16 protein-coding genes are annotated in these 16,821 nt (G+C 69.8%); 6 read left to right on the top strand and 10 right to left on the bottom strand.

Translation table 11 applies throughout. The features are described 5' to 3' along the window. Positions 1-66: 66 nt before the first annotated feature. Positions 67-3,426 (bottom strand): DEAD/DEAH box helicase, encoded by a 3,360-nt coding sequence (locus tag DYE07_RS09675; RefSeq protein WP_115296873.1) that lies wholly within the window; start codon positions 3,424-3,426, stop codon positions 67-69. A 92-nt stretch (positions 3,427-3,518) separates the two neighbouring features. Between DYE07_RS09675 and DYE07_RS09670 the strand changes: the two genes are divergently transcribed. Then, positions 3,519-4,175 carry a 4'-phosphopantetheinyl transferase family protein gene (locus DYE07_RS09670; protein WP_115296872.1) on the top strand — a complete coding sequence of 219 codons (657 nt, stop codon included), beginning with the start codon at positions 3,519-3,521 and terminating at the stop codon, positions 4,173-4,175. Positions 4,176-4,301: 126 nt separating this feature from the next. Here the strand turns inward: DYE07_RS09670 and DYE07_RS09665 are convergent, their stop codons facing one another. Continuing rightward, on the bottom strand, positions 4,302-4,685 hold the full coding sequence (locus DYE07_RS09665; protein ID WP_006946306.1) for a metallopeptidase family protein: 384 nt from the start codon (positions 4,683-4,685) through the stop codon (positions 4,302-4,304). Then, positions 4,682-5,257 carry a hypothetical protein gene (locus tag DYE07_RS09660; RefSeq protein WP_038569720.1) on the bottom strand — a complete coding sequence of 192 codons (576 nt, stop codon included), beginning with the start codon at positions 5,255-5,257 and terminating at the stop codon, positions 4,682-4,684. Before DYE07_RS09660 ends, DYE07_RS09665 begins: the two co-directional genes overlap by 4 nt. On the opposite strand from DYE07_RS09660, the gene DYE07_RS09655 reads away from it, so the two are divergent. Further along, positions 5,238-5,519, top strand: a complete 282-nt coding sequence (locus tag DYE07_RS09655; RefSeq protein WP_147286918.1) for a hypothetical protein — start codon at positions 5,238-5,240, stop codon at positions 5,517-5,519. The two genes, DYE07_RS09660 and DYE07_RS09655, sit on opposite strands and share 20 nt — an antisense overlap. A 39-nt stretch (positions 5,520-5,558) precedes the next feature. Here DYE07_RS09655 and DYE07_RS09650 read toward each other — a convergent pair whose 3' ends face one another. The 4 genes from DYE07_RS09650 to DYE07_RS09635 form a co-directional block, all read right to left on the bottom strand. Further along, positions 5,559-6,347, bottom strand: coding sequence for an ABC transporter ATP-binding protein (locus DYE07_RS09650; protein WP_006946336.1), 789 nt, complete (start codon positions 6,345-6,347; stop codon positions 5,559-5,561). Further along, positions 6,344-7,399, bottom strand: a complete 1,056-nt coding sequence (locus DYE07_RS09645; protein ID WP_115297139.1) for a FecCD family ABC transporter permease — start codon at positions 7,397-7,399, stop codon at positions 6,344-6,346. Before DYE07_RS09645 ends, DYE07_RS09650 begins: the two co-directional genes overlap by 4 nt. After that, entirely contained in the window at positions 7,396-8,421 is a 1,026-nt protein-coding gene (locus tag DYE07_RS09640; RefSeq protein WP_115297138.1) for a FecCD family ABC transporter permease, read from the bottom strand. The genes DYE07_RS09645 and DYE07_RS09640 overlap by 4 nt, the downstream gene beginning before the upstream one ends. Positions 8,422-8,510: 89 nt before the next feature. After that, complete coding sequence (locus tag DYE07_RS09635; RefSeq protein WP_115296869.1) at positions 8,511-9,554, bottom strand: iron-siderophore ABC transporter substrate-binding protein; 1,044 nt, start codon at positions 9,552-9,554, stop codon at positions 8,511-8,513. A 222-nt stretch (positions 9,555-9,776) separates the two neighbouring features. Between DYE07_RS09635 and DYE07_RS09630 the strand changes: the two genes are divergently transcribed. Further along, complete coding sequence (locus tag DYE07_RS09630) at positions 9,777-10,649, top strand: siderophore-interacting protein (protein WP_202775029.1); 873 nt, start codon at positions 9,777-9,779, stop codon at positions 10,647-10,649. A gap of 57 nt (positions 10,650-10,706) precedes the next feature. Here DYE07_RS09630 and DYE07_RS09625 read toward each other — a convergent pair whose 3' ends face one another. The 3 genes from DYE07_RS09625 to DYE07_RS09615 form a co-directional block, all read right to left on the bottom strand. Further along, positions 10,707-12,749, bottom strand: a complete 2,043-nt coding sequence (locus tag DYE07_RS09625) for an NAD(+) synthase (RefSeq protein WP_115296867.1) — start codon at positions 12,747-12,749, stop codon at positions 10,707-10,709. Between the two features lie 152 nt (positions 12,750-12,901). Then, positions 12,902-13,390 (bottom strand): DUF3995 domain-containing protein, encoded by a 489-nt coding sequence (locus DYE07_RS09620; RefSeq protein ID WP_115296866.1) that lies wholly within the window; start codon positions 13,388-13,390, stop codon positions 12,902-12,904. 27 nt (positions 13,391-13,417) lie between these two features. Further along, on the bottom strand, positions 13,418-13,792 hold the full coding sequence (locus DYE07_RS09615; protein ID WP_083803260.1) for a dienelactone hydrolase family protein: 375 nt from the start codon (positions 13,790-13,792) through the stop codon (positions 13,418-13,420). A gap of 203 nt (positions 13,793-13,995) precedes the next feature. Between DYE07_RS09615 and DYE07_RS09610 the strand changes: the two genes are divergently transcribed. From DYE07_RS09610 to DYE07_RS09600, 3 genes are all read left to right on the top strand, one after another. Then, entirely contained in the window at positions 13,996-15,342 is a 1,347-nt protein-coding gene (locus DYE07_RS09610; RefSeq protein ID WP_115296865.1) for a cytochrome P450, read from the top strand. A gap of 150 nt (positions 15,343-15,492) precedes the next feature. Further along, positions 15,493-16,026, top strand: coding sequence for a GtrA family protein (locus DYE07_RS09605; protein WP_237723811.1), 534 nt, complete (start codon positions 15,493-15,495; stop codon positions 16,024-16,026). Continuing rightward, a complete protein-coding gene (locus DYE07_RS09600; protein ID WP_006946308.1) occupies positions 16,023-16,667 on the top strand; it encodes an NUDIX domain-containing protein in 645 nt (214 codons plus the stop codon). Before DYE07_RS09605 ends, DYE07_RS09600 begins: the two co-directional genes overlap by 4 nt. Positions 16,668-16,821 lie beyond the last annotated feature (154 nt).

The raw sequence follows: 16,821 nt of genomic DNA, 5'->3' as shown, positions 1-16,821 counted from the left end.
AGAGAAATATTGGGGCTCCGCCCGTGCGGCCCACCCAAGCCGTGCGACCCGTGACGACCTCGCGCCCTACCCCTCGAGCAGGCCGGCGATGTCGTCGGAGGTGAGACGACCGCCGCCGGCACCGGCGTCGACGACGTCGTCGAAGAGCTTGCGCTTCTTCTCCTGCAGCTCCATGACCTTCTCCTCGATCGTGCCCGCGCTGACGTAGCGGTAGACCATGACGTGCTTGGTCTGCCCGATGCGATGTGCGCGGTCGATGGCCTGATCCTCGGCCGCCGGGTTCCACCACGGGTCGAGGACGATGACGTAGTCGGCCTCCGTCAGCGTCAATCCCGTACCACCGGCCTTGAGGGAGATGAAGAACGCGTCGGCCTCGCCGCTCTTGAACTCGTCGACGACCTGCTGCCGGTTGCGCGTCGAGCCGTCGAGGTACGTTGTCGAGACGCCGGCGTCGGCTGCGGCCTCGCGCACGATCGCCAGGAAGTCGGTGAACTGACTGAACACGAGGGCGCGATGCCCCTCCGCGGCGATCTCGGCGAGTTGCTGCACGACCGTCTCGACCTTGCGGCTCACCGAACGCCCGGCGAACTCGTCGTCGACGAGGGCCGGGTCGAGTGCGAGACGTCGCAGGCGGGTGAGCGCGGCCAGGATCTCGACACGGTTGGCGTCCGGATCCTTGAGCAGGCCCATGAGGCGCTGCTGCTCGCGCCGCAGGTGCCGCTTGTAGACGCGCTCGTGCTGCGGCGACATCGCGACGTCGACGCGCTGCACCTGCTTCTCGGGCAGATCGGGCGCGACGTCGCCCTTGCGTCGACGCAGCATGAGCGGGCCGATGCGCCGTTGCAGGCCCTTGAGCGCATCTGTGGCGACGTGCCCCTCCCCCTGCTCGATCGGCTTGCGGTAGCGACGGATGAAATCCTCCGGGCGTGGAAACAACCCCGGCGCGACGAGGTTGAACAGCGACCACACGTCCATGACGGAGTTCTCCAGCGGTGTGCCGGAGATCGCGAGCCCGAACGGCGCGCCGATCTTCTTGACGGCCTGGAAGGTCTGCGACGTGTGGTTCTTCACCATCTGCGCCTCGTCGAGGATCAGCGCGCGCCACCCGCAGGCATGGAACGCGTCGGCGTCGAGCCGTGCGACGGCGTAACTCGTCACGACGACGTGCGGAGCGTCCCGCTGGATCTCCTCGGCCACATCGGTGCCGCGCTTCTTCGACGTCTCGGCGAGCACCTTCACCTTCAGCTCGGGCGCGAACTGCGCGGCCTCGCGCGCCCATACGCCCAGCACCGACGTCGGTGCGACGACGAGTGCGGGCGTCGTGTCGAGTTCGCCTGCGGCGCGGGCGCGTTCGAGCATCGCGAGGGTCTGGATCGTCTTGCCGAGCCCCATGTCGTCGGCGAGCACGCCGCCGAGCCCCGCGTCCCACAGGTTGGCGAGCCAGGCGTATCCCTCGAGCTGGTAGGGGCGCAGGGTCGCCCGGAACGACGGGGGCAGCTCGACGCTCTCCGGGTTCCACCCCGACCTCGTCAGCCCCTCGACGGCCGCCTGCCACTGGGAGCGCTGCGCCTCGACGATGCCGAGCCCGACGAGCTGATCCCACAACCCGATGTCATAGCGACTGATCTGCAGGCCGTCGTTCTTCTTGTCGGTGAGTTGCTGCGCTTCCTCGAGCACCTTGGCGATGTCGAGCAGCTGAGGTGAATCGAGGCGGAAGTACGTGCCCGACGGCAGCATCATGACGTCGCGCCCCTTGCTCATCGCCTCGATGAGGTTGGGGTACGGCACCTCCTGGCCGTCGACGCTGATCGTGATCTGCAGGTCGAGCCAGTCGGTCGCGAGGCCGGCCTCGTTGACGCCGACCTGGACGATCGGATCGTCCTCGGCCTCCTCGTAGGCGGGCAACTCGCCCTTCATGACGACGTCGACGCCGTCGATCGCCCGCAGCTCGGGGATGGCGTCGGCGAGACGCACGGCCTCCAGACCGGTCAGTTCGGCGGTCTGCTTGACCCATAGGTCGAAGGCCGGCACGGCGCGCGTCAGGCGCAGACGACTCAACGGCAGCGCCGCGCGCGCGATGACGGCGGCCTCGCTGGAGAACTGGCGCCCGCGCCCCATCGGCGGCGAGGGGAGGCGACGTTCGCCGTACGTGAAGAACGTCTCGACCTTCGCCTTGCCGACGGTGACCGGCTCGACGACGAGCAAGAGGCGCGGTTCGACGGCGTCCGTCAGCGTCTGCGACGCATCGCTGACGCTCGTGTGCCGGCGAATCTGCGGCAGGAACTCGGCCTCGAACTCGGGCACGTCGGCTTCAGGCACCTCGATGACGTCGCCGAGCAGGAGCGGTTGGAGCAGGGCGTGCGGCGGTTCGTGGAACGGCACGAGCTTGAGGCTGCCGCGGTCGAGGATGGCGACGCCGTGGGCCGGATCGCCGACGAGCGTCGCCGTGCCGAACTCGGGTTCGAGGTCGACACCGACGACGTCGGCCGTCAGGACGAGCCCGCCGTCGCGTCGGTGGACGCCGAGGCTCACCTCGGCCGCTTCGGCGAGAGTGACGCCCTCACCCGGCGTCGCGGCGAGCATCAGCGTGACGCCTGCGTCGGTCAGTTCGGCGAGCGCCTGCCAGACGCCGGGACCCAGTTCGTCGAGGTAGACGGTCTGGCCGTTGCCGACCCGCGGTTTGTGGGGCGTGATGAAGCGGCGCAGCGCCTCGCTCTGGTGCTCCTCGGCCTCGGCGATGCCGGCACTGCTGCGGGCGTCGAGCCACGTCGCGGTGCGCGACCAACGGCCGGTACGCATGAGTTTCGTCGGTTTGAGCTCGAACCGCTGCACGGGCGTCGAATCGGTCAACGACGCCGGCCGGGCCTTCGGCTCGAACTGCAGGCCGAGTTGCGCGCGCCATGCATCACTCGACGGGCTCGCCGACCGCGCCGCGGCGCGCTGCGACTCGTCCGGACCGAGGCTCGCAGTGAGCTTGTCACGCCACGAACTCGTCGAGGACGCCGCGGCACCGCCGAAGAGGGGAACGACGTTGGACTCGGCGGCGTTTCGCGTACCGGACGGGGCCGATGTGCGGCTGACGCTGCCCTCGCGCACCCCCGACGTCAGCGCGCGACGAGCGGCGAGGATCGAGGCGACCGCATGCTTGCACTCGGTCGCGACAGGACATGTGCAGCGCGAGACCCACAACGGCTCACCGTTGCCGGCCTCACCCTTGTACGTGACGAGGCACTGATACGGCGCGAGACCGTTGCCGGTGACCGTGCCCATGAGGACACGCCCGCGATCAGCCGTCGCGAGCGCGATGACCTTGCCCCCGATGGCGTAGTCGAGACCGCGCCCGAAGGCGCCGTCACCGACGACGGCAGCCAGGCCGACGTCCGTGCTCGTCAGCACCCACGTGGCCTCGTCCGGCTCGAACTTCATCACGTCCGCGAGGCTAGCGCAGCGCGGCGACAACCTCGGAATTCCGCGGAAAATGACCGCTCGAGCGACGCAGCGAGCCGTAGGGTGGCGGCATGCACACGCCGTCGATCGTCCTGTGCGCGACGTGGGCGCCCCTCACCGCGGCCGACGTCGCGACGCTGGGCCCGGACAGCCTCGACGACGACGAACGCGCGCGGGCCCTGGCCGTGCGCTCGGACACCGCGCGCGGCGAGTTCGTCACGCGCCGTGCGCAGCTGCGCAATGAGCTGGCCAACCTCACGGCCATTCCTCACGAGGACATCCGCTACTGGCGCGAGCCGTGCACGGCGTGCGGCGAGCCGCACGGGCGTCCACGCGCCGTCGGTCATGACGGGTTCTTCTCGACGAGCTCGACGCCGTGGATCACCGCGCTCGCCTCTGCGGACGTCCCCGTCGGGATCGACGTGGAGGTGCTGGCCGCGGCGTCGACCGTCACCGACGTCAGCCGGATGCTGCATCCCGGCGAGCAGGCCGTCATCGACGCAGCGGCTAGCGACGATGACGGACGTCGGGCCTTCACGCAGATCTGGACGCGGAAGGAAGCCCTGCTCAAGGCCACGGGTGAGGGGCTCAACGCGCCCCTCGATCGCGACGACGTCAGCGACCGCGCACGCATGCCGCCCGGCTGGCGCATCGTCGACATCAGCGACGACCTCGAGGGCTACGACGGCCCGTCGACGTTCGGGGCCTGGGCGATGCGGTCGGATTGAGGGCTGCGGACGCCATCGGAGCCGTCGTCCACGAGACGGATGTGGACGCGAATCGCAGCGGGGGACAGGATTCGCGAATGTGGACGAAAATCGCAGATGGGCGCGGGGGCATGCAGGGGCGAGGGGTCAGCCCCAGCCCAGCTCGTGGAGGCGGGCGTCGTCGAGGCCGAAGTAGTGGCCGATCTCGTGCAGGAGCGTGACGCGGATCTGTTCGATCACCTGTTCGCGGCTGTGGCTCAGCCGCTGGATGGGGCCGGAGAACAGGAAGATCTGGTCGGGCAGGGCTCCCCAGCCGTAGCCCTCGCCACGATCCGGTAGCGCGACGCCGACGTACAACCCGAGCAGCTCGCCCTCGCCGTGCGCGACGCAGGCCTGGGCGAGCTGCTCGCGTGACGGCTCGTCCTCGACCTGGAAGACGACGTTGTCGAGACGGTCGAGGAAGCGCTGCGGTACGCCGTCGAGTGCCTCGCCGACGGCGTCCTCGAACTGCTCCCGACTGAGGTGCGTCACATCTTCTGCGCGGTCTCGGCGACGGTCTTCGCGTACTCGGCAGCCTTGTCCGCCGCAGAGGCACTCACCGTCAGCATCGAGTACGACCCGCTGCCGTTCGGGATGACCATGGAGACACCGTGCACGGTGACACCCTTCGTCGTCAGCGTGTACTCCATCTGCTCTCCGGCGCCGGCCGGCGTCGTGATGCGGCTGTATTCACCGGTGGTGACCTTCATGTCGCTGGAACTGTTCGACCCGTTCGCACCGCTTGCAGCGTTGAGCTGGTTGAGTTCCTTCTCCAGCTGGGCCTTGCCCGCCAGGCTCGGACGCGTCACCTTGAGGACGTTGATGTTGTCGTTGAACCTCTGCGCCCCCGTGGCGTCGATCGCGAGGACGTCTGCGGCCGACGTCATCTGCGCGACGTACTTCTCGGGCGACATGCCGGACTTCTTCGCCACCGGCTCGAGCTGCTTCTTCACCGCGTCCTGCTTACCGAGCTCACCGTCGACGACGGTCCACGACTTCGGCACCGCAAAGGACAACTTGTTCGCCGTCGCCTTCGCCAGCTGCGTGTCTGCGGGCAGCGCCACGCTCGACGCGGCGACGGAGCTCGATGCGCTCGACGGCGAACTCGACTCGGACACAGGGCTCGTCGACACATCGGTCGACGGCGCCGCACTCGACGAACCACTCGCATTCGAGGCCGCACTCGCGGCGGCGCTCGTCGCGCTGCTCGCGGCGGACGTACCGGAGTCGGAGCCCATCGAGCACCCCGTGAGCGTCAGGGCCGCGACGGCGCTCGACGCGAGCATCGCGCGCTTGATCGTCATCCGCCTCGTGGTGCGCTGGTGAGACATGGCAAACCCTCCCGATCGACGTGGTGGCTCGAGCCTAGCGCGGCAGCACCACCGGACGTCCGGTATTCGGGTCAGGATGCACGACGCACGGGATGCCGTACAGCTGCTCGGCGAGCTGAGCCGTCAGCACGTCGGTCGGCTCGCCCGCCGCGACGATCTCACCGTCCTGCATCGCGACGAGATGGTCGGCGTAGCGCGCCGCGAGGAACAGGTCGTGCAGCACCATGACGACGGTCGTTCCGTGCTCGCGGTTGCGGCGGCGGACGACGTCGAGCAGTTCGACGGCGTGGCCGATGTCGAGGAAGCTCGTCGGCTCGTCGAGCAGGAGGATGCCGGTCTGCTGCGCGAGCACCATCGCGAGCCACACCCGCTGACGCTGGCCGCCGGAAAGAGAATCGGCGGTGCGTTCTGCCAGCTCGCTGACGCCCGTCGCCTCCATCGCCGCGGCGACGGCAGCGTCGTCGTCGGGCCCGCCGCGCCCGAGCAGGCCCTGGTGCGGGGTGCGTCCCTGACGCACGAGCTCGGCCACCGTCATCCCCTCCGGCGCAATGGGGTGTTGCGGCAGCAGCGCGAGGGCCTTGGCGACCTCGCGCGTCGGCGTCGCGTCGATGCTGCGCCCGTCGAGAAGCACATCGCCGGCCGCGGGCTTGAGCAGCCGCGCCAGGCCCGCGAACAGCGTCGACTTGCCGCAGCCGTTCGCGCCGATCAGCACGGTGACCGCGTTCTCGGGCACCTCGAAGGTGATGCCTCGCACGATGTCGGGGCCTGCGGAACGCCCGGATCCGTAGCGCAGGACGAGGTCATGGGCGGCGAGGGACGTCACGAGGCACGGCCTTTCGAACGGCGGGGCGGGCGCTGCGAGGTCAGCAGCAGCCAGGCGAGGACAGGCGCACCGGCGAGGCCGGTGATGATCCCGACGGGCAGCTTGTTGTCACCGGGAACGAGGTAGGCACCGACGTAGTCACCCGCGATCGTGATGATCGCGCCGACGAGAGCGGCCGCGACGATGGCGGTGCGGCCCATGAGGCGCCGCGAGATCGGGCCGGCGAGCAGCGCGACGAACGAGATCGGCCCGCAGACACTCGTCGTCACGGCCACACCGATGACGACGACGCCGAACGTCACGGCGCGCACGAACCCGTCGGGCACGCCGAGGCCGATGGCGAGCGGGCGCCCCATCTCGAGCACGCGCAGCCAGTGCGCGAGGGCCGCGAGGACGACGAGCACGAGCGCGCCGACGACGGCGAGCCGGGTGATCTGCGGCCACGACACGGCCGAGACGGACCCGGCGAGCCAGGCCATCGCGTCCTGCGCCTGGTAGGCGTTCGACTCGAGCAGGATCCACTGGATGAGCGACTGCAGCGCGGCGGCCAGGGCGATTCCGACGAGGATCATCCGCGGCGTCTGCCCGCGCGCCATCCCCAGGATCACCGCGGAGACGGCGAGGCCACCCGCAATGGCGGCGCCCGTCACGCCCGCGCCGCTCCAACCGAGGATCGTCGTGCAGAACACGGCCGCGGTGCTCGAGCCGAGCGAGATGCCGAGCACGTCGGGGCTCGCGAGGGGATTGCGCACGAGCGACTGCATCGCCGCACCGCACGCCCCGAACACGGCGCCCGCGAGCAGGCACGCGAGCGCGCGCGGCAGCTTCGACTCCATGACGATGTAGTTGGCGGCCGGCACGTCGACATGCTCGCCCCGAAGGATGCGGACGAAGTCGGGAATCGTCACGGTGAAGTCACCGAGCAGGCACCGGGCCAGGAAGACACCGAATGTCACGAGCACGAGCGCAACCAGCATGATGCTCCGACGTCGGCGGCGCGCGGCGTCGAACGTGTTGGGCGTCGTGGCGTGTGCTGCCGTCGCGCGCTTCACAGCGACCTCATCCGCGCGACGACCCACAGCAGGGCCGGGCAGCCGAGGACGGCCGTCATGATGCCGACCTGCACCTCACCGGGCGGGGAGACGATGCGGCCGAGGGTGTCGGCCAGCACGACGATGCACGCGCCGAGCACGCCGGCGGCCGGCACGAGGACGCGGTAGGACGTGCCGATGAGCGGGCGCAGGACGTGCGGCGCGACGAGCCCGACGAAGGCGATGGGCCCGGCGATGCCCGTCGCGGCCGCGGCGAGCATGACGCCCGCTCCACCGATGACGAGCCGCAGCCGGCCAGGACGCTCGCCGAGGCCGGCGGCGACGGAATCGCCCATGGCGAGGACGTCGAGGCGGCGTCCGGAGGCCAGCAGGACGAGAAATCCGATGAGCAGGAACGGCACAACCGGCACGAGATCGCCGAGGTCACGGCCGGCGACGGACCCGACCTGCCAGAAGCGGTAGGTGTCGAGCGACTTGCCGTTGGAGACGAGCACGGCCTGCGCGATCGACGACGTGCCCGCCGTGAACACCATGCCGGACAGCGCCAGCGTCAGCGGCCCCGACTGCGACGCCTGCCCGAGAGCGCGCGCACCGAACGTCGCGAGAGCCATGACGGCGACCGCCGCGACGGCAGCGCCGACGAGCGACAGCAATACGTACCCGAGTAGGTTCGAGACGCCCCACCACGTGATGCCGATGACAACGGCGAGCGCCGAACCCGCGTTGATGCCGAGGATGCCGGGGTCGGCCAGCGGGTTGCGGGTTATGCCCTGCATCGCCGTCCCCGCCATCGCGACGGCCGCGCCGACGATGATGCCGATGGCGGTGCGGTCGCCGCGCGAGGCGAGCAGCGCCGAGACGTCACCGCCGTGGAACGAGCCCGCCCCGACGGTGAGCGAGACGGCGACGGCGAACGCGAGCAGCAGCGGCAGCGTCAGCCCGCCTGCGAGCACGCGGCGGGCGTCGATGCGCGGCGTGCGACGCTGATCGGTGCCGGCGCGGGGCGCGGCGGGAGTCGACATCGTCACCCTTTCCAGTGGAACGACGATTCGCCCGGCGCGTCACACCGTCGCGCGGTGGCAGCCGGGCGAACCCTCGAACGAGCCTACGCTCAGGCCTTCTTCGCGGCCTCGGCGAGCTTCGGCAGGAAGGTGTCGATCGCGACGGGGATCGACAGCGGCGTCGGGCTGGCCATCGTCTCGGACGCCTTCTGGTCGGTCAGCGCGAGGTAGCTGCCCTTCTTGAACGCGGGGATCTGCGACAGCAGCTTGTCGGAGGTGATCTTCTTCGTCGTCGCTGCGTCCATCGCGTCGAACACGATGATGTCGGCGTCGAGTTCGGATGCCTTCTCGGCCGACAGTTCCGTGGAGAACGTCTTCGCGCCCTGGCTCGCCTTCGTGACGAACGACGGCGTCTTCAACCCGAAGTCGGCGAGGCCGCGCGGACGGTTGTCGTTGAGGGTGTAGACGGTGATCGAGTTGAGCTTGGCCGCGTCGAAGTAGACCCAGGCGACGCTCTTGCCCTTGAGTTCGGGGTGCTTGTCGAGGGCCGCCTTGACCTTGGCCTGCGTGTCCGAGATGACCTTCTCGCCCTCGTCCTTCTTGCCGAGCGCCTCGGCGATCATCTTCGTCGACTCCTGCCACGACGTGCCGTAGGGGTACTTCGGGTACGCGAGGGTCGGGGCGATCTTCGTCAGCTTGTCGTACTCAGCCTGCTTGAGGCCCGAGTTCGTGCCGGAGATGAGGTCGGGCTGGTACTGGGCGACCTTGTCGACGGGCGTCCCGTCGGCGTCGCTGTAGCGCTCGGGCGCCTTGCCGCCGACCTCCTTGAGCTTCGCGTCGAACCAGTCGCTCGACTTCGCGGCGTTGCCACCCCACGTCACCGCCGGCGCGGCGACGGGCACGACGCCGAGGGCGAGCAGGATGTCTGCGTCCGACCAGCCGGCCGTGACGATCTTCGTCGGCGCCTTCTCGAGCTTCGTCGTGCCGAGGGCGTGCTTGATCGTGACGGGGAAGCCCGCGCCGCTGCCCGCCGAGCCGGCCGATCCTGACGTGGCACTCGAGGCCTTGTCGGACGACGAGCCGGTGCTGCAGGCGGCGAGGGCGCTGGTGGCACCGGCGGCGGCGATGGCGAAGAAGCCACGGCGGTTGATCATGCGGACGACCTTTCGTTCAGGCGCGCGACGGCGCCCGTGTCATGACGTGTTGGTTCTCGCGAGGCACTGCTCGACTGCGAGTTAGGCAATGCTAACCTTAGGTAAGTCGAGATCGTCAACCGCACCGACTGAGGCTCACATCACGTCTCAGATGAGTACGGGACGGCATCACCACCGGCCAGGGCGCGCGCCGCCCGGCCACCGAGCGGGAAGGCGGGACGCGTGAGCGACCAGCCCCACGACGCGATGACGCCACCACGCACCCTGCGACGGGTCGAGCGCGGCGAGGCGGGCCGCGTGCTGCGCGAACTGCGCGCCCAGGACTTCGTCTTCACCGTGCTCGAGCGCGAAGACCCGTCGTCACGACTCGTGCGAATTCGCTTCTCGGGCAACGGTTTCCTGCGCACGCACGCGCCGTATCCGACGATGTGGGTGCGGCTGTGGTTCGCCGATCGCTCCGGCACGGGTGCGGGGCATCAGCGGGCGTACACGCTCGTCGACCCCGACGTCGCGACGGACACGTTCTGGCTCGAGTTCGCCGTCCACGACGGCTCCGCGACGGCGTGGGCGCTCGGCGCGCAGCCGGGCGATCAGGTCGAGGCGAGCCTCTACGGCTCGGAACCGTCGCTGCCGAGCTGCGACGACGTCGACCATCACCTGCTCGTCGGCGACCCCGCGTCACTGCCCGCGATCAACTCGCTGCTCGACGCCCTCTCCCCGGCGCCGACGACCGTCGTCCTCGAATGGACGCACCCTGACGACCGCGCGCTGCCGGTGCGATTGCGCGACGGCGACGCGCTGCGCTGGGTGCGTCGCGAACGTGACGGTGGCGCGCTGCTCGACGCCGTCGACGAGGTGCTCGCCGATCTGAGCCAGTTGGACAACCCGGCGAGTGGGAGTATGTGTCGCGGTGAGCGCCCGAATCTGCTCGCCGTCCCGGCCAATTGCCCGCGCGTGTTCGCGTGGGGTGCGTGCGACACCGTCACGACGCGCGCGCTGACGAAGAAGCTGCGTGCCGCGGGTCTCGCGAAGAACTGCGTCAAGACGCTCGGCTACTGGCTTCCCTCCACGCAGACCGCTGCCCTGACGGGCTGACGCTCGACGCGAGCGATCGGCGCAGCCGCCCGCCGCGCCGATCGTGCTGAGCGTTCCTCACTCGTTCGGGATGTTGCGTTCCAGCTCGACCAGCCAGGCGCGCGACGACGCGTCGGACGGCATGCGCCAGTCACCACGCGGCGACAGTGCGCCGCCGGCGCTCACCTTCGGCCCGTTCGGCAGTGCCGAGCGCTTGAACTGCTGGCTGAAGAAGCGCTTGTGGAACACCTCGAGCCACTTCTTGATCTCGGCGAGGGAGTAGGCGGGGCGCTCGTCGTCGGGGAAACCGCTCGGCCAGCGCCCTTCGTCAGCGTTCTGCCAGGCGTGCAACGCGAGGAACGCGATCTTGCTCGGGCGCGCTCCGTGCGTCAGCACGTGGTAGAGCGTGAAGTCCTGCAGGTTGTAGGGGCCGATGGCGTCCTGCGTCGACTGCGGCCTCTCGCCCTCCTTCGTCGGCACGAGCTCGGGCGAGATCTCGGTGTCGAGGATCGACAGGAGCGTCTCGCCGACGGCGTCGGAGAACTCGTCACCCGAGGCGACCCAGCGGATGAGGTGCTGCATCAACGTCTTCGGCACGCCCGCGTTGACGCCGTAGTGCGACATCTGGTCGCCGACGCCGTACGTGCACCAGCCGAGTGCGAGTTCGGACAGGTCGCCGGTGCCGAGGACGATGCCACCCTTCTGATTCGCGATGCGGAACAGGAAGTCGGTGCGCAGGCCGGCCTGGACGTTCTCGAACGTCACGTCGTAGACGGGCTCGCCGCTGCCCGCGGGGTGGTCCATGTCCTTGAGCATCTGCGTCGCCATCGGCCGGATGTCGACCTCCTCGAACGTCACGCCGAGCGCTTCGGCGAGCTTGTACGCGTTCGACTTCGTGTGATCGCTCGTCGCGAAGCCGGGCATCGTGTACGCGAGGATGTCGGTGCGCGGGCGCCCGACACGGTCCATCGCACGGGCGGCGACGATGAGGGCGTGCGTCGAGTCGAGGCCACCGGAGACGCCGATGACGATCTTCGGCGCGCCGATCGAGCGCATGCGCTGCTCGAGGCCCGAGACCTGGATCTCATACGCCTCGTAGCAGTCCTGCGCGAGCTGCGCGTCGTCGGCGGGGACGAACGGGAAGCGCTCGATCTCGCGGAGAAGGCCGCGGTCGCCGTCCGGGGCGCCGAGTTCGAACGGCACCTCACGCAGCGGACGCGCCGGGCCGATCCCCGGACGGTTGTCGTCGTAGCTGTTGAAGCGCATGCGGGCCTGGCGGATGGCGCCCAGGTCGACGTCGGTGATGCTCGTGCGCGGGCCGCTCGGGAATCGCTCGGATTCGGCGAGCAGCGTGCCCTGGTCGTAGATCATCGTCTGCCCGTCCCAGGCAAGGTCGGTCGTCGACTCACCCTCGCCGCTCGCGGCGTAGACGTACGCGGCGAGGGTGCGGAACGACTGGCTCTGCACGACGAGGCTGCGCTGCGACGACTTGCCGATCGTGATCGGCGAGCCCGACAGGTTCATGAGGACGCTCGCGCCGGCCGCGGCGGCCTCGGACGACGGCGGGATCGGCACCCACACGTCCTCGCAGATCTCGACGTGGATCGCGAGGTCGGGCAGGTCGACGGCGCGGAAGATGAGGTCGGGCCCGAACGGCACCTCGCCCAGGTCGCCGAGGTCGATGTACTGCCCGCGCTGGTCGAGACCCGGTGCATACCAGCGCTTCTCGTAGAACTCCTTGTAGGTGGGCAGGTGGCTCTTCGGCACGACGCCGAGCACCTCGCCGTCCTTGATGACGACGGCACAGTTGAACAGCCGCGTGCCCTTGCGCAGCGGCGCGCCGACGGCGAGCACCGGCGTCAGACCTTCGGAGCCGTCGACGATCGTCTTGATGGCCGCGAGCACGTCGTCGAGCAGCACGTCCTGGAAGACGAGGTCGTCGATGCTGTAACCGGTGAGGTCGAGTTCAGGGAACACCGCCGCTGCGACGCCCCGGTCGTGCAGCTCGCGGGCGACTTCGAGCACGCGCGCCGCGTTCGTCGTCGGATCAGCGAGCGCGACGGGATGCGTCACCGCAGCAACGCGCGCAAAACCGTGAGCATAGAGCGAGCGGAAGTTCATGCCGTCAGTGTGTCAGCCGGGGGTGCCAACCGCGAGCGTCAGGCAGGCCGGACTCGTGGTGATCTCGGAAGCACGCAGCGACGGCGCCGTCGTCGTCGCCTGTTCAGGGGAGGCCGGGTGCGTGGCGAACCTCGCGAGCAGATGCGCCCGCTTCACTCCGCCGGCTGGCCCTCGCTGTGGCGCGTCGACCACAGACCCGCGGCGAGGCTTGCGCCCCACACCAGGAACAGCGGATCCCAGATCCAGGCGTGCCCGATCATCGCGGAACGGTCGAAGCCTCCGTCAGGGCGAACGGCGCCGAGCAACACGGCGTTGCCGAGCACCGTGTTCGCGCCACCCCACGCCACGAGCACGACGCTCCCTACCCAGCAGACGGGGCGCGTCAGACGACGCAGCGGCCAGCCCCGCCTCGCCAGCCAGAGCGGAGCGACCGCACTCACGCCCTTGACCAACGCCACCGGGTACAAGACCCACATGATGTCGGCGAACTGAGCCACGAAGCTGTCACCCATCGTCCACAACAACCCCCGCCCGCCCAGCGCCCAGTAGAGCGTCACCGCGGCATGGATGACGCCCGCGAGTGCGGCGAGGACGAACCAGCACGACGCTGACGAGCGGCGACCTGACGGTTGGACGGTCACGCTCTCACCTGCCCGTCGAAGGGATGCTCATGCCCGCTGAGTCAGCTGACGGTAGGTGCCGACGCTGCTGCCGTGACATGCAGATGGGCGTCGAAATAGTCGTGGATGCGCTGCCAGGCGTGCTCGGCATCGTCGCGGCTGCCGCCGAAGCCGGCCACGTGCCACAGCGGCGCGAGCGTCGGAATACAAATCGGGCACGATGACGACGTAACCCCACGACGCGATGCGTTCCGCGTGCGCACGCATGTCGTCGTTCGCGCCGAAGATCTCCAGCACCATGACGACGCCGGGCCACGGCCCGTCCCCGGCAGGGCGCGCAAGGTAGGCGGAGAGGCGCTCAGAGCCACCCTGCTGCCTCGAAGCCTGAGCCAGATCAACGGTGCGTATCAGGACGTCAGCCATGCCGTGACCGTACTCCAGAGGCCCCCACGCCCCGCTACGCCGCGACGTGAACATCGAACGAACACCCGTGCGACGATCGGGCACAGCCGCGTCGAATGCGCCGTGCCAGAGCCGGAGCGGGCGACGTCAGCCGCGAGGTGTTCCCGTCACCGCCCTACATCTGTAGTGTGACGTGAGACACGTTCACAGCCGTTGGAGGCCCCATGTCCACCCTCACCACTCGGATCCCCCGCCGCCTGGTCGAGCACGCCAAACCCGGCGTGCGCTGGAGCCTGCAGCACGCCATCCCGCGCAGGGCGCTGGTGCGTGTCGCGTCGCAGGGCGACCCGCAGGGGGTGCTGAGCACCGAGACGATGGGCCTGCTGCCGGAGGAGCTCGAGCCGATCCTCGCGCGCATCCGCAATGGCGGAGCCATCGTGACCGGCAAGCTCTCGACGCTGACAGGCGAGCACGACGCCGTCAACGAGGTGCTGACGAGCAACGACTTCCGCACCGGCTTCCCCGGCGACACCTCGCGCGCGGTCCGCGGCGCGCTGACGTGGGCGGCGAGCACGACGATCGGGCCGCTCGAGCCGCCGTCCCTGCTGGCCACGGACGGCCCCACGCACACGCGCAACCGCAAGCTCGTCACCCGCGTGTTCACCGCGCGCGCCGTCGAGGCCCTGCGCGAACGCACCGAGCAGGTCGCCACCGAGCTGCTCGACGACCTCGAGGCCGACGCGCGCGCCGGGCATGACGTCGGCCTCGTCGCGCGCTACTGCGAGCACCTGCCCGTCACCGTCATCGCCGAGATCCTGGGGGTGCCCGAGAGCGAGTACGAGACTGTGCTGCGTCTCGGCGGGCACGCCGCTTCGAGCCTCGACCTGGGGCTCGACTGGGCGACGTTCCGCCGCACCGAGAGCGCGCTCGACGAGTTCGACGCGTGGCTCGAGACCCACCTCGCCGCCAAGCGAGCGCAGCCGGGTGACGGCCTGTTCAGCGCGCTCATCCAGGCGCAGGACGACGGCGTCGGCCTCAGCGACCGGGAGCTCAAGTCGGTGGCCGGGCTCGTCCTCGCCGCCGGTTTCGAGACGACCGTCAACCTGCTCGGCAACGCCATCCGGCTCATCGTCGGCCACCCCGAGCAGCTCGCGGCGCTGCGCAGCGGCGAGGCGTCCTGGCTCAACGCCGTCGAGGAGACGCTGCGTTTCGACCCGCCCGTGCTGCTGACGGCGCGCACGGCGACGTGCGACACGCGCGTCGCAGACGTCGACGTCGCCGCCGGGACGCTCGTCGTCACCGTCCTGGCGGCAGCCAATCGCGACCCGAAGATCTTCGACGACCCCGACGCGTTCGACGTGCACCGCGAGAACGCGCGCGAGCACCTGGCGTTCTCGGCCGGGCGCCACTTCTGCCTCGGCGCGGCCCTGTCGCGGATGGAGAGCGAGGTCGCGCTGCGCGCGTTCTTCGACCGCTTCGACGTCGAACTGCTGCCGGGCGCCACCCGTCGGCCCACGCGCATCCTGCGGGGATACGCGACGCTGCCGGCGCGGTTGGCGGCGCGCGGCTGATCAGAAGGTGCGACGAGAAGCACGCGAGGCCGACCGCGGCGCGATCGTCGCAGGTGCCGCGCACGACCCAGGCGCCCCGACGGACAGCGCGGCCCCCGTCATCACCACCCTAGAATCGAGCGACCCCGACGTCAGCCGAAAGCAGCCTCAGTGACCATTCCCGACGCACCGCCCGGATCGACGAAGAGCCGCCGCATGATGGAGCGGCTGCTGGCCGCTCGTCAGCAGCTCATCAGCTTCGTCGTCGTCGGCGGGCTCGCCTTCGTCGCGGACGCAGGCGGGTTCAACGTGCTTCGCTATGCCGGCCCCGATGGGCACGGCATCATGTACGACCAGGCCGTCACGGCGAAGCTCGTCTCGACGGCGCTCGGCGTCCTCGTCGCGTGGCTCGGCAACCGCTACTGGACGTTCAAGGACACGCGGCGCGAGCAGGTGCACCACGAGGTGCTCATCTTCCTCGCCGTCAGCGCCGTCGGCGGACTCATCGCCATGGGCTGCCTCGGATTCAGCCACTACGTCCTCGGCCTGACGAGCAAGCTCGCGGACAACATCTCTGCCAACGGCGTCGGGCTCGTGCTCGCGACACTGTTCCGGTTCTGGGGCTACAAGACGCTCGTGTTCGTCGCGGGCAAGCCTGCGGAGGACGTCGCGGTCGAAGCTACTGACGCACCGCCGGCCGCATGAGTGACGCGCACGGCGGGTGGACGACGACGGGCTCCCGCGAGGTCTACTCGAACCCGTGGATCGCCGTGCGCGAGGACGCCGTCCTACGACCCGACGGCGGCGAGGGCATCTACGGCGTCGTGACGATGCAGCATCCGTCGGTGTTCGTCGTCGCGATGGATGACGACGGGGCCGTGCTCATGGTCTCGCTGTATCGCTACGCGACGCGCGGCATGTCGCTGGAGGTCCCGGCAGGCGGGTGCGACGGCGACGACCCGCTCGACGCAGCACGCCGCGAGCTGCTCGAGGAGACCGGTTTCGTGGCATCCGAGTGGCACGAGATCGGGCGGATGAACGCGCTCAACGGCGTGTGCGATGCACCCGAGTTCGTCTATCTCGCAACGGGTCTGACGATCGGCGGCCGCGTGGACGTCGAGCCGCCCGGCAGCGTCGGCGCCCTGGGTGACGGCACCGTGGCCGACGCAGCCGACATCGCGAGCGCCACCGTCGACGTGGAAGCCGAGCAAGCTGCCGAGGGCATCGACGCCGCCCGCTTCGTACCATGGGACGAGGCGATGAGCTTCGTCCGTGACAGCACCATCAGCGACGGCGAGACCGTCGCGGCCCTCATGTACGCGGCACTCGCGACGGGGCGCATCTGAAACCCGGAGATCGTGTCCTGCGCACCCTCGGAACGCAGCAGCACACTCCAACCCGGCCCACCCGTTCGCATCCGAACGACACCTTGCGTCAATCGCGCCCCAACTCGTCAGTAACGCTCTACCGTCGAGACGGACGCTCGCGCTCGGGCGTCCG

This window comes from Dermacoccus nishinomiyaensis (assembly GCF_900447535.1).
Lineage (GTDB): Bacteria > Actinomycetota > Actinomycetes > Actinomycetales > Dermatophilaceae > Dermacoccus > Dermacoccus nishinomiyaensis.
The sequence above is the reverse complement of the archived record's forward strand: the minus strand, read 5'-3'. Positions and strand labels throughout refer to the sequence as shown.